Source organism: Actinomyces slackii (assembly GCF_900637295.1).
Classification (GTDB): domain Bacteria; phylum Actinomycetota; class Actinomycetes; order Actinomycetales; family Actinomycetaceae; genus Actinomyces; species Actinomyces slackii.
This window is the reverse complement of sequence record NZ_LR134363.1, coordinates 669967-682913: the sequence shown is the minus strand read 5'-3', so window position 1 is coordinate 682913 and position 12947 is coordinate 669967. Positions and strand designations below refer to the sequence as shown.

The 12947-nt window shown below is 67.3% G+C and carries 16 protein-coding genes and 2 tRNA genes; 7 read left to right on the top strand and 11 right to left on the bottom strand.

Annotation, left to right across the window (positions count from 1 at the left end):
- Positions 1-47: 47 nt before the first annotated feature.
- Both EL266_RS13365 and EL266_RS02810 read right to left on the bottom strand, forming a co-directional pair.
- Positions 48-206, bottom strand: a complete 159-nt coding sequence (locus tag EL266_RS13365) for a hypothetical protein (protein ID WP_026426279.1) — start codon at positions 204-206, stop codon at positions 48-50.
- Complete coding sequence (locus EL266_RS02810; protein ID WP_026426278.1) at positions 206-985, bottom strand: class E sortase; 780 nt, start codon at positions 983-985, stop codon at positions 206-208. Before EL266_RS02810 ends, EL266_RS13365 begins: the two co-directional genes overlap by 1 nt.
- A 207-nt stretch (positions 986-1192) precedes the next feature.
- Between EL266_RS02810 and EL266_RS02805 the strand changes: the two genes are divergently transcribed.
- The gene (locus EL266_RS02805; protein ID WP_232012092.1) at positions 1193-1579 is read left to right on the top strand and encodes a cell division protein CrgA; all 387 of its coding nucleotides are present in this window, start codon (positions 1193-1195) and stop codon (positions 1577-1579) included.
- Positions 1580-1946: 367 nt separating this feature from the next.
- Here EL266_RS02805 and EL266_RS02800 read toward each other — a convergent pair whose 3' ends face one another.
- Together EL266_RS02800 and EL266_RS02795 are read right to left on the bottom strand one after the other, a co-directional pair.
- On the bottom strand, positions 1947-2774 hold the full coding sequence (locus tag EL266_RS02800; protein WP_026426277.1) for a rhomboid family intramembrane serine protease: 828 nt from the start codon (positions 2772-2774) through the stop codon (positions 1947-1949).
- Positions 2775-2873: 99 nt separating this feature from the next.
- On the bottom strand, positions 2874-3395 hold the full coding sequence (locus EL266_RS02795) for a peptidylprolyl isomerase (protein ID WP_026426276.1): 522 nt from the start codon (positions 3393-3395) through the stop codon (positions 2874-2876).
- Between the two features lie 162 nt (positions 3396-3557).
- Between EL266_RS02795 and EL266_RS02790 the strand changes: the two genes are divergently transcribed.
- The 3 genes from EL266_RS02790 (at position 3558) to EL266_RS02780 (ending at position 6009) form a co-directional block, all read left to right on the top strand.
- A complete protein-coding gene (locus EL266_RS02790) occupies positions 3558-4118 on the top strand; it encodes a hypothetical protein (protein WP_408608483.1) in 561 nt (186 codons plus the stop codon).
- 74 nt (positions 4119-4192) lie between these two features.
- Entirely contained in the window at positions 4193-5047 is an 855-nt protein-coding gene (locus EL266_RS02785) for an aldo/keto reductase (protein WP_026426274.1), read from the top strand.
- Positions 5048-5118: 71 nt separating this feature from the next.
- Positions 5119-6009: a VOC family protein gene (locus EL266_RS02780; protein WP_197719265.1), complete on the top strand. Its 891-nt coding sequence runs from the start codon at positions 5119-5121 to the stop codon at positions 6007-6009.
- Between the two features lie 50 nt (positions 6010-6059).
- Here EL266_RS02780 and EL266_RS02775 read toward each other — a convergent pair whose 3' ends face one another.
- Complete coding sequence (locus tag EL266_RS02775; RefSeq protein WP_026426272.1) at positions 6060-6818, bottom strand: Rossmann-like domain-containing protein; 759 nt, start codon at positions 6816-6818, stop codon at positions 6060-6062.
- Positions 6819-6977: 159 nt separating this feature from the next.
- On the opposite strand from EL266_RS02775, the gene EL266_RS02770 reads away from it, so the two are divergent.
- From EL266_RS02770 to EL266_RS02760, 3 genes are all read left to right on the top strand, one after another.
- On the top strand, positions 6978-7850 hold the full coding sequence (locus EL266_RS02770) for an NAD(P)H-binding protein (RefSeq protein WP_026426271.1): 873 nt from the start codon (positions 6978-6980) through the stop codon (positions 7848-7850).
- Positions 7847-8116, top strand: a complete 270-nt coding sequence (locus tag EL266_RS02765) for a hypothetical protein (RefSeq protein ID WP_026426270.1) — start codon at positions 7847-7849, stop codon at positions 8114-8116. The genes EL266_RS02770 and EL266_RS02765 overlap by 4 nt, the downstream gene beginning before the upstream one ends.
- A gap of 99 nt (positions 8117-8215) precedes the next feature.
- On the top strand, positions 8216-8863 hold the full coding sequence (locus EL266_RS02760) for an SAP domain-containing protein (RefSeq protein WP_026426269.1): 648 nt from the start codon (positions 8216-8218) through the stop codon (positions 8861-8863).
- Positions 8864-9008: 145 nt separating this feature from the next.
- Here EL266_RS02760 and EL266_RS02755 read toward each other — a convergent pair whose 3' ends face one another.
- From EL266_RS02755 to gyrA, 6 genes are all read right to left on the bottom strand, one after another.
- Positions 9009-9218 (bottom strand): zinc-binding dehydrogenase, encoded by a 210-nt coding sequence (locus EL266_RS02755; protein ID WP_232012091.1) that lies wholly within the window; start codon positions 9216-9218, stop codon positions 9009-9011.
- A gap of 164 nt (positions 9219-9382) precedes the next feature.
- Positions 9383-9455, bottom strand: a tRNA-Ala gene (locus EL266_RS02750).
- 22 nt (positions 9456-9477) lie between these two features.
- A complete protein-coding gene (locus tag EL266_RS13615; RefSeq protein WP_211227931.1) occupies positions 9478-9612 on the bottom strand; it encodes a DLW-39 family protein in 135 nt (44 codons plus the stop codon).
- A 30-nt stretch (positions 9613-9642) separates the two neighbouring features.
- Positions 9643-9716 (bottom strand) — tRNA-Ile (locus tag EL266_RS02745).
- Positions 9717-9764: 48 nt separating this feature from the next.
- Positions 9765-10262, bottom strand: a complete 498-nt coding sequence (locus EL266_RS02740) for a DUF3566 domain-containing protein (RefSeq protein ID WP_026426267.1) — start codon at positions 10260-10262, stop codon at positions 9765-9767.
- Positions 10259-12922 (bottom strand): DNA gyrase subunit A, encoded by a 2664-nt coding sequence (gene gyrA, locus EL266_RS02735; protein ID WP_034514616.1) that lies wholly within the window; start codon positions 12920-12922, stop codon positions 10259-10261. Before gyrA ends, EL266_RS02740 begins: the two co-directional genes overlap by 4 nt.
- Positions 12923-12947 lie beyond the last annotated feature (25 nt).

Here is a 12947-nt window from a genome sequence, read left to right as displayed (position 1 = left end):
GCCCGTGCGCGCCTCATGGGGTTGTGGGGCCGCCTGCGGGACGGGGCTCAGCCGACGTCGGCGTTGCCGGACAGGTCCCAGGTCTCATTGGCCCAGGGGAAGACCACCTCCATGAGGAGGTAGACGGCTCCGGCGATGAGCAGGAGCGCCTCAATGGCCCGCAGCCAGGTGGGACCGGGAAGGTGCCGCCAGATCCACCCGTACATCAGTTCACCTCCGGGTCGTTGAGAACGGATGCGGGGCGCCCCTCGGAGCGCTCCATCCAGTAGGAGAGCTCTGCGTGGACGATCCACCGGTGGTCATTGCCCCATTCGCCGGTGGTGATGCCGTGGCAGGTGGTCAGGGTGATCATCGGCTTGGTGGGGGCGGCGTCGGGCTGCCCGGGCACCGGGGCCAGGACCTCGACCTGGTCGGGGGTGACGATCTCGTGGCTGGTGACGGTGTACACGTACCAGGTGGAGGCCGTCGAGACGATGATCTCGTCGCCCTCCTGGAGCATGTCGATGCGGCGGAACGAGTTGCCGTAGGTGCGCCGGTGGGCGGCCACGGCGAAGTTGCCGTTCTCGCCGAGTTGCTGGGTCTCCGTGTAATGACCGGCGGCCGCCTGGTCCAGGACATCGTGCCCGGTGCCCTCGAGGATGGGCATGTTGTTGTTGGTCACGCCGTACCACTTGGGCACGACCAGCATGCCGATGGTCTCCCCGTAGCCCACCGGGTCCATCACCGGGGGGGCGTCAGTGCGACGGGTGCCCTCGACCTGGGGGGACTCGACCTGTGTCTGCTGGAAGCTGGTGGCCACGGTTGCCGCCGACGCGTTGGCGTCGATGCCCGTCCACCACAACTGCCAGACCAGGAAGAGCGCGATGACCAGACCTGCGGTGATGAGCAGCTCGCCCACACCGGTCAGGATGCCGTTGACGACGCGCACGGCGCGGCTGGCGCGCCGAGCACGGGCGCGGTGCCGCACGGGGCTGTTGCCTGCCATGACACCTCTTCACTGTTGCGGATACTGCTGATCGCCGACCAGTCTACGGGCGCGGGCAACCGCACCCCGCTGATGGTCGGTGGTGGACGGATCACAGTACCAACACCCAGGAAGCCCCAAAGTTTGCTCTAGGCTTGCTGCTGGACACCGTTGGCATGAACTGGAGGGGTGTCTGTTGGACAACCGATCGCCAGTGAGGAGACCTACGTGGCCCTGAGCAAGACGTCCGGTAAGGACTCCAGCAAGGACTCTGGGAAGGACTCGAAGAAGAAGAGGACTCCCCGCCCCGAGCGCTCGGGCAATCCCGCCAAGGCGGCCAAGGCCCGTGAGGAGTCGCGCGCCGCGGCCAACCGCGTCTCGCGCGCGCCCAAGAAGATCAAGGACACCGCCTCGCCTCGCTGGTACGCGCCCTCCATGGTCACCCTCATGGTCATCGGCCTGCTGTGGGTGGTCATCACCTACCTCTTCCAGGGCCGCTACCCGATCCCCTACTTCGTGGAGAACCACGCCACGGACTGGCTGATCAACGGCAATCTCTACGTGGGCTTCATCATCATGATGGTCGGCTTCCTGGGCCTGCTGCGCTGGAAGTAGCCCGCACCCGCCCGCCGCGCCCCAGCGGCGCGCCTGACGCGAAACGGCCCCCGGACATCCGCTCCGGGGGCCGTTCGTCATGCGCTCCTCCCGGTCATCACCCGATCAGCGGCCCTCTGCCCCCAGTCACCTGTGGATCCGTGGAGACCAGAGTCCCCAGGAAGCCACCCTCCTCATCCCCAGGTGTGGAGACGAATGTGGAAAACTACACCGATGTATGTCCACAGGTGTGTCCACAGATGTGGATGAACAACATCCATGTCATTCGCCAAGCCGACACGCCGCACGATGCCCGCGCAGGACACGCTCTACCGCCCTCTACCGCCTCCGCAGCACAAGGCTCACCCGGACGCGCCGGGCACGCACGTCACACCAGGGCGGCCCGCAGGGCGATCAGCCCCACCAGCGCCACGGCCAGGCCCACCGTCCCGGCCAGGCCCACCTGGGTGCGCCGCCCACGGGGGGCCCAGGCGAAGACCGCGGCCAGGGCGCCTCCGGCCAGGAGCCCGCCCAGGTGCCCCTGCCACGAGATATTGGCTCCCATCACGGAGATCGCGGCATTGATGACCAGCAGCACCACGATCTGCGAGGTGTCCCGGCCGAATCGCCGCTGAATGATGAACATGGTGGCGAACAGGCCGAAGACGGCACCGGAGGCCCCCACGGTCACCGTCCACCAGGCATCGGTGCCCGGCGAGGCCAGCCAGTAGATCGCCGTCGAGCCGCCCAGGGCCGACAGCAGGTAGAGGGAGGTGAAGCGCCACCGCCCCAGCAGGGGCTCCAGGCTCCCGCCCAGCACCCACAGGGCCCACATGTTGAAGGCCAGGTGCATGATCCCGCCGTGCAGGAAGGCGGTGGTCAGGAAGCGCCAGGGCTCGACGACGGCCACCACCGGGGCGAAGCCCAGCTGCGTGGTCAGGCTCGGGATGACGAACTGGGCGCCGTAGGTCACCAGGCACAGGCCGATGAGCGTGGTGGAGACCAGGGAGCCCTGCCCCGGCGTGGCCCCCAGGACCGTGCGCGCACCGCGGCGCCTCGATGAGGCCGCGCGGGCGCAGTCCACGCAGTGCACGCCCACCGCGCTGGGAACCTGGCAGGCGGGGCACACGGGCCTGTCGCAGCGCTGGCAGCTGACATAGGCGACGGTGCCGGGGTGGCGGGGGCAGGTCGGCGCATCCGGCAATGACTGGGTCATCAGGCCCTCCTCATCGGGGTCTTGCTCATGCGCGACGCCGCCGGGCCCAAGGGCTCGACGGCGTCGCAACGGGGGAATCGCACGGCTCAGTGAGCCGCATCACTGGGAGACGGTCACCGAGGTGATGACGACGTCCTCCAGGGGGCGGTCGCGGGGGTCGGTGGCCACCGCGGAGATCGCGTCGACGACCTGCCGGGAGCCCGCATCGGTGACCGCGCCGAAGATCGTGTGCTTGCCCTGAAGCCACTCGGTGGGGGCGGTGGTGATGAAGAACTGGGAGCCGTTGGTCCCCTTGCCCAGTCGCCGCCCGGCGTTGGCCATGGCCAGGACGTAGGGGGCGGCGAAGCTCAGCGAGGGGTCGATCTCGTCGTCGAAGACGTAGCCGGGGCCCCCGGTGCCGGTGCCCAGGGGGTCGCCGCCCTGGATCATGAATCCGGGGATGACCCGGTGGAAGATGACATTGTCGTAGAGGGGCTCATGGGACTCCTCTCCACTGCGCGGGTCGGTCCATGCCTTCTCGCCGGTGGCGAGGCCCACGAAGTTGGAGACGGTCTCGGGGGCCTGCTCGGGGTACAGCTCCAGACGGATGTCGCCCAGGGTGGTGTGAAGTGTCGCTTCCATGGGTGTCATGGTCGCATGTCAGGGACGCTGAGGCACGGGCCTGGCGGGGAGTGCGACACTGTTCACCCCAGGCAAAACGCTTGTTCTCATTGTGTGTGCATTGCTCCAACAGTGCGACGATAGTGCGCGTCACACATGACCGTCCTGACCAGGGAGACACCCATGATCTGCAGCAAGACCCTTGACAAGATCCACGGCAACCAGTTCCGCCAAGGAGCCGTCTCCCTCGCCGAGTCCCTGGCCGATCAGGCCGAGCGCGCCGCCATCTGGGCCGCGCCCCGCGTGGCGCGCGCCCAGCAGGAGGTCACCCGTGCCGCCAGGGACGCCCAGGTGCGCCTGGAGCCGGTGGTTGAGGAGGCCCGCACCCGCGTGGTGGAGGACTACATCCCCCGCGCCCAGCGCGCTGCCATCGCCGCACAGGCCGCCGCTCACACTGACGGTCCCCTGACGGAGCGCGCCCAGCGCGTCGCCGTCGCCGCAAAGTCCGCCGCATTGGAGGTTCCCGTGAAGAAGAAGAAGCACCGCGTGCTCAAGACCCTGGGCTGGCTCGCCGTGGCCGGCGTGGCTGCTGGTGCGGCCTATGTCGCCTGGCGCCGCAGCCAGCCCGTGGAGGACCCGTGGGCCGAGGAGTACTGGGCCGACTCGGCCGATGACGCCGAGTACGGCTTCACGCCGGTCCAGGAGGCCCCGGCTCCCGCTCCGGCCCCGGCCCCGGAGGCCTGAGCACCAGCGCTGATCACGACGGCGTCCCACTCCACGACGGGACGCCGTCGTCGTCTGCCCACTAGCCTGGGGGCATGGACGCCTCGCCCGCACCCGTCATCGCTCTGACCAACGGCACCGGCGGTGCCCAGCTGAGCATCCCTCAGCTCGGATTCGGCACCTACAAGATCCCTGACGACCAGGCCCAGGAGGCCGTGACCACCGCCTTGAGCGTGGGCTACCGCCATATCGACACCGCGCAGATGTACGGCAACGAGGCCGGGGTCGGCCGGGCGATCGCCACCTGCGGCCTGGCGCGCGACGACCTGTTCATCACCTCCAAGCTCAACAACCCCAACCACCGGCGCGATGACGCCCTGCGCTCCTTCGACGAGTCGATGCGGGCCCTGGGCCTGGATGTCCTGGACCTCTTCCTCGTGCACTGGCCCCTGGCGGACTCACCCGGCATCGACCTGGCGGAGACCTGGTCCACCATGATCGAGATCCTGGAGTCCGGGCGCGTGCGCGCCATCGGGGTGTCCAACCACCAGCCCGAGCACCTGCGCAGGATCATCGAGGCAACGGGCGTGACACCCGCGGTCAACCAGATCGAGCTCCACCCCCGACTGATCCAGTCCGAGCTTCGGGAGCTGCATGCCGAGCTGGGGATCGTCACGGAGTCCTGGTCACCGCTGGGCCGGGGCCGGATGCTGGAGGTGCCCGACGTCGTCGAGATGGCTGAGCAGATGGGGGTCAGCCCCGCCCAGGTGATCATCCGCTGGCACCTGCAGCACGGGCTGGTCGTCATCCCCAAGTCCACCCATCGTGAGCGCATGTCCTGCAATGCCGAGGTTCTCGGCTTCGAGTTGAGCGCCGAGCAGATGGCTGCCCTGGATGCGCTGGACCGCGGTGAGCGCACCGGCTCCCACCCCGACCGCGTCCAGGTCTGAGCAGGTCTGAGGACGAGGCGCGCCCGGCCAGGAGAGCCGGGCGCTCAGAGTGATGCGCTAGCGTCATGCGCATGCAACTCATCATTCCGCACTTCTGGATGCAGGGCACGGCCGATGAGGCCATCGCCTTCTACACCGAGGCCTTCGCGGCCATCGGCAAGCACTCTGAGGTCACGCACCGCTCGACCTACCCCACTGAGGGCCTGCTGGACTTCCAGCGGCCGATGGCCGGCAAGACCCTGGCGGCCACGCTGACCATTGACGGATTCGACCTGGGGCTGATCAATGCCGGGGCCGAGTTCCGCCCGACTCCGTGCCTCAACATCATGGTCACCATGGATCCGGCCGTCATGGAGGACGCCCCGGCGGCCGTGGATCGGCTCTGGGCCGCGCTGGTCGAGGGCGGCGAGGTGCGCATGGAGCTGGGCGCCTACCCCTTCTCCCAGCGCTACGGATGGGTGGAGGACCGGTTCGGGATCAACTGGCAGCTGATCCTCACCGACCCGGAGGGAGAGCCCCGCCCCTTCCTCATGCCCAGTCTGCTCTTCGGCCCGGATTCGCGCGGCGCGCGCCAGGCCGTTGACCACTACCTGAGCTTCTTCCCCGAGGCGCGCCTGGGAAGGCGCGAGCTCTACCCGGACAATGAGGACCTGGTCCTGTTCTCCGACTTCCAGCTGGGCGGTCAGTGGCTGACGGCGATGGACTCCAGCTTCCCGCTCCCCTTCGACTTCACCCCGGGCTCATCCCTCATGGTCTGCGCCTCCACCCAGGAGGACATCGACTACTACTGGGAGCACCTGTCCACGGTTCCCGAGGCTGAGCGCTGCGGCTGGTGCCAGGACGCCTTCGGGCTGAGTTGGCAGGTCACCCCTGCGGCGGCCGAGCTGGCCAACCTCGGCCCCGAGCAGTACCAGGCACTGATGGGCATGACCAAGATCGACCTGGCGGCCCTTCGTCGCTGAGGGGTCGGTGGCCCCTGCCCAGGGCCGGATAAGCGGCGTGCTCAGGGGGCTCAGGCCCGGTGCTGGTGGACGCGGTGGCCCGGGCCGATGGTGTTGTCGGCGACCAGCTCGGTGAAGGCCTCGGGTGCCGCCAGTGCCGGATCGGCGATGTACCCGGTGATGGTGTCGACCCCGGCGTCGAAGAGCAGGGGGTGCAGGGGCGTGGAGGGCCCCACGAGCACTGAGTGGGCCGATTCGGACAGGGCGATGAGCCGCGGAGCCGTCTTGTTGACGAAGCTGGCTGAGGAGATGAAGACGACGTCGCACTCGGGCAGCAGGTACTCGCAGGCGGTGTCCGGGTAGTCCCCGGCCTGGAGGATGCGCTCCAGGCAGAGGTACTCTCCGGCGCCGGCCAGAGCATCCTGGGCGAAGGGGAAGTGCCCGATGACGGCCACCCGCTTGCCGGCGATCATCTCCCGGTAGGGGTCGAAGACCTGCCGCCAGGTCAGGCCCTCCCCGGTGGGGATGAAGCCGTTGTCCTCAGCGGCCTGGGGCGAGGAGTACCAGGAGTTGATCGCCGCCTGGCCGATGCTCGCCTCGGCGAGGTTCCAGGAGCGGACCAGGGAGGCGATGTCGCGCAGGGGTCGGCCCTGGGGGTCGTCCTGGCTGAGGGGCGGGCGGCTGCGAACATCCATGGTCCAGGCCGAGCCGACCGACCCGGCGGAGTTGAGCACCCGCGTCCAGCGCGGCCCCTGACCCACCGCGGTGACGAGGACGTCGCCCGGCAGGGAGTCGATGAGGGCGTCGTAGATCTCCCAAGGGTTGCTCATGTGTTCCTCTCGTTCCGGACGGCAACTGCGAACTAAGGTGATCCTAAGCCAGGAAGCTCTCTGATCGCGACCGCGGCTCAGATGTGCTGCGGTGATGGCCGCGCTAGGCTCATGTTGTCCCGGATGCGGCGATGACGAGAGTGATGGCGAGGGAGACTCATGTCGACGACGCTTGTCGCCGGTGCGACCGGCTACCTGGGCCGGTATATCGTGGCCGAGCTGCATCGCCGCGGTCACAGTGTTCGAGCCGTCGTGCGCCACCGCGCACGAGCCGAGGGTGAAGGGCCGTGGGGTTCACCTGGCCTGCGCGGCATGGTCAGCGAATGGGTCGTGGGTGAGGTCACCGATGCCTCCTTCACTCGCGATCTCGCGGCAGGGACTGAGCGCATCGTCTCCGCACTGGGCACGACGCGTCAGGGAAGTGACCCGTGGGAGGTGGACAATCAAGCCAATCGCGCCCTCTTGAGCTCCGCGCTTGCCCACGGCGCCCGATCATTCACCTACGTCAACGTCCTGGGTGGAGATCACTGTCCAGCCGAGCTCACACGGGCCAAATCGGCTTTCGCCCAGATGCTCTCCACGTCCACGATCACGTCCCAGATCATCAACCCGACCGCATATTTCTCAGACATGATGGAGATCATGAATATGGCCAAGCGAGGGCTGGTGCCCGTGCTCAGTCCGACAACTCGCGTCAATCCCATTCACGGCTCAGACCTCGCGTCTTTCATCGTCGATCATCTGGACACCGACGAGAGTGGCTCCTGGGATGTTGGCGGGCCAGAGATCTTCACCTGGCGTGAACTGGCGCATTTGGCATTGCAGTGCGCGGGCAGACGTCCACGGACGATGAAGGTGCCGAGCGTGCTGCTGACTCCCACCATACGAATCACAGGTCTCTACAGCCCGCGCCTCGCTGATATCATCCGCTTCATGGTCTGGAACATGACCCACGACTGCGTCGCCCCGACAACCGGCACGCATCGCCTCGCGGACTTCTACGCCAAGAACCGGCCCACCGCTGCCTCATGAGAGAGCCCCATGACGACCTCAAGGCCCGCGCTGACGAGTTCGCTGATGCCTTCGAGAACTACGACCCGATGCCCGGCGACCAGGACGCGCCCCTTCCACCAACGATGGCGGTCAGGCTCGCCGCGTGGCGACGTGATACCGCTGAGAAGGAACTCGCTGAAGCGGTGCGAGCTGCGCGCGAGCAGAGCGTCTCCTGGCGCGAGGTCGGCGAGGCGATCGGCACCAGCGGCGAAGCCGCCCGGCAACGCTACGGTGCCTCATCATGACCAGCGTTCCACGCTGGGTCGCGTTGATCATCAAGGACTTGATAGCGTGAGTCCCATAGAGGCGAACACTGTGGACAACAACCTGAAGGTGGCCTGTTGATGTCGAGCAAGAGTTCTCACCGCACTGAGTCGTTAAGTGCGCTGCGCCCCGACATGAGCGTTCAGGAGTTCGATGACAACTACTACTACGCCACTGAACTGAAAGAATTCGCCCGCACACTCGGTATTCCGATCGGCAATCGCCGCAAGATCGAACTGGAGCAACTCATCCGAGAGTACCTTGTCACCGGCCGTGTTCAGACCAGTAAGCCTGTGTTGCCACGCACCTCCGGCGAGCCTCGCGATCGCCTCGCACCCGAGGTCATTGTCAGGAACTACGTAGGAGACAAGTCAACCAAGACGTTCCTCCTGGAGCTTGTCCGTGCTCAGAGCCCCGACCTGCGCGACAAATCCGGACAGTGGTACTGGCTGAATGACTGGCGGCGAAGGAAGCAGGAGGAGAACGCGACGTTCACCTACCAAGACCTCGCAGACCGACTACGAGAACTCATGCAAACCAGTGGTCGTCTCCCGCAGATCCCCTCGGCGCGCATGAATAATTTCATCACCGACTTTCGAGCGGATCCAGCCAGTCCGCCGCTGTCACGGGAGCAAGTGCTGCAGGAGTGGCAGTGGTTGAAGAAGCAGCCGGGCCCCAACACCTATGAGGAATACCGGCGACACAAGCCGCACGATCGCCCCACATGACGACCGTCGTGGAGGACATTAACCTCGCTAACCGAACGGTATGAAAAGGTAACCATACGATGACCTGGGGCTCTGAGAAGGAGCCCTGGCGTGCCCCCGTTTAATCCCCTCCACAACGGTCGCCAGTCAGCAGCCCTCGTGATGATCAGGTCTGCGGTTCGTGGACAAGTACGGTCTTGCCGATGGTCGATCCCTGGCGCAGGGCGGCGATGACGCGCGGTGCGTCCTGGATGGGGGCCCGCTCGCCGATGTGGATCCCCACCTCGCCACTGGCCACCAGGTCCACCGCTCGCCGGAGGTACTGGCCGACAAGCCCGGGATCAGCGGCAGTCAGCGCCCCCAGGTTGTCCACCACGAACAACTTTTAGGCCTGCCGCCATCAGTCGCCATCGCAAATGCGCAGGTCAGAGCGGATTCACTGCGGAAGATACATGAGCGGAAGCAGGTAAAACTGTTCACGGCGGACACATGCCGGAGCCCACCACCACGGCCGGCAGGATCAGTGCGCTGAACTATACGTGGAGCCAACGGGACTCGAACCCGTAACCCCCTGCTTGCAAAGCAGGTGCGCTACCAATTGCGCCATGGCCCCTGGGCATTCGCCGATGCTGGCCTCAATCCACCGGGTCGGTGACCTCGGCCCATGCCGCCCGCTGCATGCGGGCCGCCTCAAAGCGCAGCCACGCGGCATAGGCCGCCGCGGCCGCCAATGAGAAAACCGCGGTTGTCACGACTGCTCGGCTCCTCATGAAACCTCCTCATCGTGCCACCGCGGACAGTGGGCCTAGCTGGACTCGAACCAGCGACCTCATCCTTATCAGGGATGCGCTCTAACCGACTGAGCTATAGGCCCGTGCGACCGGAAGAGCGTATCCCACGCCCTCTCAGGCCGCCAAATCGCTCACTCGTCTGCCAGCGTGAGATGAATCCCACCGACCAGCGTGGCGGTGATGTTGTAGAGGAATGCGCCCACCGTGGCCAGGGCGGTCATGAGCACCATGTTGACCACGGCGGTGATGGTGGCCATGGACAGGGCCCTCGGCAGCTCCAGATACGCCACCAGCGCCTTGAAGGCGTTGGACTCGTCTCCGGCCACCGTGCCCACGAGGTCCTTGATGGTGGAGAAGACATGCATGGCGTCGAGCATGAACCACACGAAGGCCGTGGCCACGATCATCATGATCCCGGCCGCGAAGCTCAGCAGGAGGGATGCCTTCATCACCGACCACGGGTCCACGCGGGTCAGGGCCAGGCGAACGCGCCGGGGTCCGGCGATCGTCTTCTTGCTCTTCTTGGCACCCTTACCCTTGTCAGCGGAGACCGCCTCCGCGACGGAATCGGCGGACCCCGACTGCGGGGACTGACCGCCACCTGGCGGGATGGACAACGGCTGGCTCATGCCTCAACCTCACTCTCGTCGTCGCCCAACGCTACCTCACTCTCCCGGCCCGCGTCAGAGTGCTCCTCGCCTCCCGCCCTCGAGGACGCATCGGGAGCCTCCCCCTGGGCTGCGGGCTCGGGGCTGTCGGCGCTGGGCGCCGGCTCGGAGTCGCCCTCCTCAACGAGCTCGCGCTCGGCATTGCGGGCCACGGCGATGATGCGGTCACCCTCATCGGGCTTGGCGAAGGTCACGCCCTGCGTGGTGCGCCCGGTGCGCGAGACCTCGGCGACAGCCGAGCGCACCACCTTGCCCGAGGCCATGATGCACAGCACCTCGTCAGTGGCCGACACGGTCAGCGCCCCCACCAGGTCGCCGCGGGACTCCACCAGGTTGGCAACCTTGACCCCCAGGCCACCGCGGCCCTTGACGGGGTAGTCGGCCACATTGGTGCGCTTGGCGTAGCCGCCCTCGGTGACGACGAAGAGGTCAGCGTTCTCCCATGCCGGGTCGATGACATCCATCGCCAGCAGGCTGTCGCCCTCCCTGAAGCGCATGCCGGTCACGCCGCTGGTGGCGCGCCCCGTGGGCCGCAGGGTCTCGTCATCGCCGTGGATGCGCAGGGACTGGCCGCGCCGGGAGACCAGGAGGAGGTCCTGTCCCCGGGACAGGAGCCTGGCTGAGACGAGCTCGTCACTCGTCCCCTGCTCGTCCTGGCGCAGGTTGATGGCGATGACGCCGCCGGAGCGGTTGGAGTTGTACTCGCTCAGGCGGGTCTTCTTCACCAGGCCCCGGCGAGTGGCCAGCACGAGGAAGTCGGCCTGGTCGTAGTCCTGGAGCTCCATGACCTGGGCGATCTCCTCGCCGGGCTGGAAGGCCAGCAGATTGGCCACATGCTGGCCCTTGGAGTCGCGGCCGCCCTCGGGCAGCTCATAGCCCTTGGCCCGGTAGACGCGGCCCAGATTGGTGAAGAACAGCAGCCAGCGGTGGGTGGTGGTGACGAAGAAATGGTCGACGACGTCGTCCTGGCGCAGCGTGGCGCCCCGAATCCCCTTGCCCCCGCGGTGCTGGGAGCGGTAGGAGTCGGTGCGGGTGCGCTTGGCGTACCCCGAGCGGGTGATGGTCACCACCACGTCCTCCTCGGGGATGAGGTCCTCCATGCTCATCTCGCCGTCGAAGGGCACGATCCGGGTGCGGCGCTCATCCCCGTACTTCTCAACGATCTCGCCCAGCTCGGTGGACACGATGCCGCGCTGGCGCTCCGGGGAGGCGATGATGTCGCGCAGGTCGGCCACGCGCTCGCGCAGCTCCTCAGACTCCTGCTGAATCTTCAACCTCTCCAGGGCGGCCAGTCGCCGCAGCTGGAGGGAGAGGATCGCCTCGGCCTGGGCCTCATCGACATCGAGCAGGCCCATGAGGCCCGTGCGGGCCTCCTCGGTGGTGGGCGAGCGGCGGATGAGGGCGATCACCGCATCCAGGGCGTCGATGGCCTTGAGCAGGCCCTCGAGGATGTGAAGGCGCTCCTCGGCCTTGCGCAGGCGGAAGCGGGAGCGGCGCACGATGACGTCGATCTGGTGGGACACCCAGTGGCGGACGAATCCGTCCAGGCTCAGCGTGCGCGGGACCCCGTCGACCAGCGCCAGCATATTGGCGGGGAAGTTGTCCTGGAGGGGAGTGCGCTTGTAGAGGTTGTTGAGCACCACCTTGGCCACGGCGTCGCGCTTGAGCACGATGACCAGCCTCTGGCCGGTGCGGCCAGACGTCTCATCGCGGATATCGGCGATGCCGGTGACCTGCCCGTCGCGCACGAGCTGGGCGATCTTGTCCGCCAGGTTGTCGGGGTTGACCTGGTAGGGCAACTCGGTGACCACCAGGCACTGGCGCCCCTGGATCTCCTCGACGTTGACCACGGCCCGCTGGGTGATGGAGCCCCGCCCGGTGCGGTAGGCCTCCTCGATGCCGCGCCGGCCCAGGATGGTGGCGCCGGTGGGGAAGTCGGGCCCGGGGATGCGGGCGATGAGGGCCTCGAGCAGCTCCTCGCGGGAGGCGTCGGGGTGCTCCAGGTACCACTGGACGCCGTCGGCCACCTCGCGCAGATTGTGCGGGGGGATGCGGGTGGCCATGCCCACCGCGATGCCCTCGGAGCCGTTGACCAGGAGGTTGGGGAAGCGGGCCGGCAGGATGACCGGCTCCTGGTTCTTCCCGTCGTAGTTGTCCTGGAAATCGACGCTGTCCTCGTCGATGTCCCGGACCATCTCCATGGCCAGGGGGGCCATCTTGCACTCGGTGTAGCGGGCGGCGGCGGGCCCCAGGTTGCCGGGGGTCCCGAAGTTCCCCTGCCCGGCCACCAGCGGGTAGCGCAGGGACCACCACTGGACCAGGCGGGCCAGGGCGTCGTAGATGGCCCCGTCGCCATGGGGGTGGTAGTTGCCCATGACCTCGCCGACGACGCGGGAGGACTTGGAGAAGGAGGCATTGGGCCGGTAGCCGCCGTCGTACATGGCGTACAGGACGCGGCGGTGGACGGGCTTGAGGCCGTCGCGCACGTCCGGCAGGGCGCGCCCCACGATGACGCTCATGGCGTAGTCCAGGTAGGAGCGCTGCATCTCCATCTGGATGTCGACCGGCTGGACCCGGTCGTGCTCCCGGACGTCGGTGGGAATGGTGGTCTCGTCGCTCACGGTGGTCCTTTATCAGCTGCGGGGG

What these genes read in the sequence shown, in the direction of transcription:
- EL266_RS02775 (WP_026426272.1), bottom strand. Translation starts at nt 6,818, where the DNA reads ATGAGCAACCCTTGGGAGATCTACGACGCCCTCATCGACTCCCTGCCG.
- EL266_RS02740 (WP_026426267.1), bottom strand. Translation starts at nt 10,262, where the DNA reads ATGAGCCAGCCGTTGTCCATCCCGCCAGGTGGCGGTCAGTCCCCGCAG.
- EL266_RS13365 (WP_026426279.1), bottom strand. Translation starts at nt 206, where the DNA reads ATGTACGGGTGGATCTGGCGGCACCTTCCCGGTCCCACCTGGCTGCGG.
- EL266_RS02810 (WP_026426278.1), bottom strand. Translation starts at nt 985, where the DNA reads ATGGCAGGCAACAGCCCCGTGCGGCACCGCGCCCGTGCTCGGCGCGCC.
- EL266_RS02800 (WP_026426277.1), bottom strand. Translation starts at nt 2,774, where the DNA reads ATGACCCAGTCATTGCCGGATGCGCCGACCTGCCCCCGCCACCCCGGC.
- EL266_RS02770 (WP_026426271.1), top strand. Translation starts at nt 6,978, where the DNA reads ATGTCGACGACGCTTGTCGCCGGTGCGACCGGCTACCTGGGCCGGTAT.
- EL266_RS02780 (WP_197719265.1), top strand. Translation starts at nt 5,119, where the DNA reads ATGCAACTCATCATTCCGCACTTCTGGATGCAGGGCACGGCCGATGAG.
- EL266_RS02790 (WP_408608483.1), top strand. Translation starts at nt 3,558, where the DNA reads ATGATCTGCAGCAAGACCCTTGACAAGATCCACGGCAACCAGTTCCGC.
- EL266_RS02760 (WP_026426269.1), top strand. Translation starts at nt 8,216, where the DNA reads ATGTCGAGCAAGAGTTCTCACCGCACTGAGTCGTTAAGTGCGCTGCGC.
- EL266_RS13615 (WP_211227931.1), bottom strand. Translation starts at nt 9,612, where the DNA reads ATGAGGAGCCGAGCAGTCGTGACAACCGCGGTTTTCTCATTGGCGGCC.
- EL266_RS02795 (WP_026426276.1), bottom strand. Translation starts at nt 3,395, where the DNA reads ATGGAAGCGACACTTCACACCACCCTGGGCGACATCCGTCTGGAGCTG.
- EL266_RS02765 (WP_026426270.1), top strand. Translation starts at nt 7,847, where the DNA reads ATGAGAGAGCCCCATGACGACCTCAAGGCCCGCGCTGACGAGTTCGCT.
- EL266_RS02785 (WP_026426274.1), top strand. Translation starts at nt 4,193, where the DNA reads ATGGACGCCTCGCCCGCACCCGTCATCGCTCTGACCAACGGCACCGGC.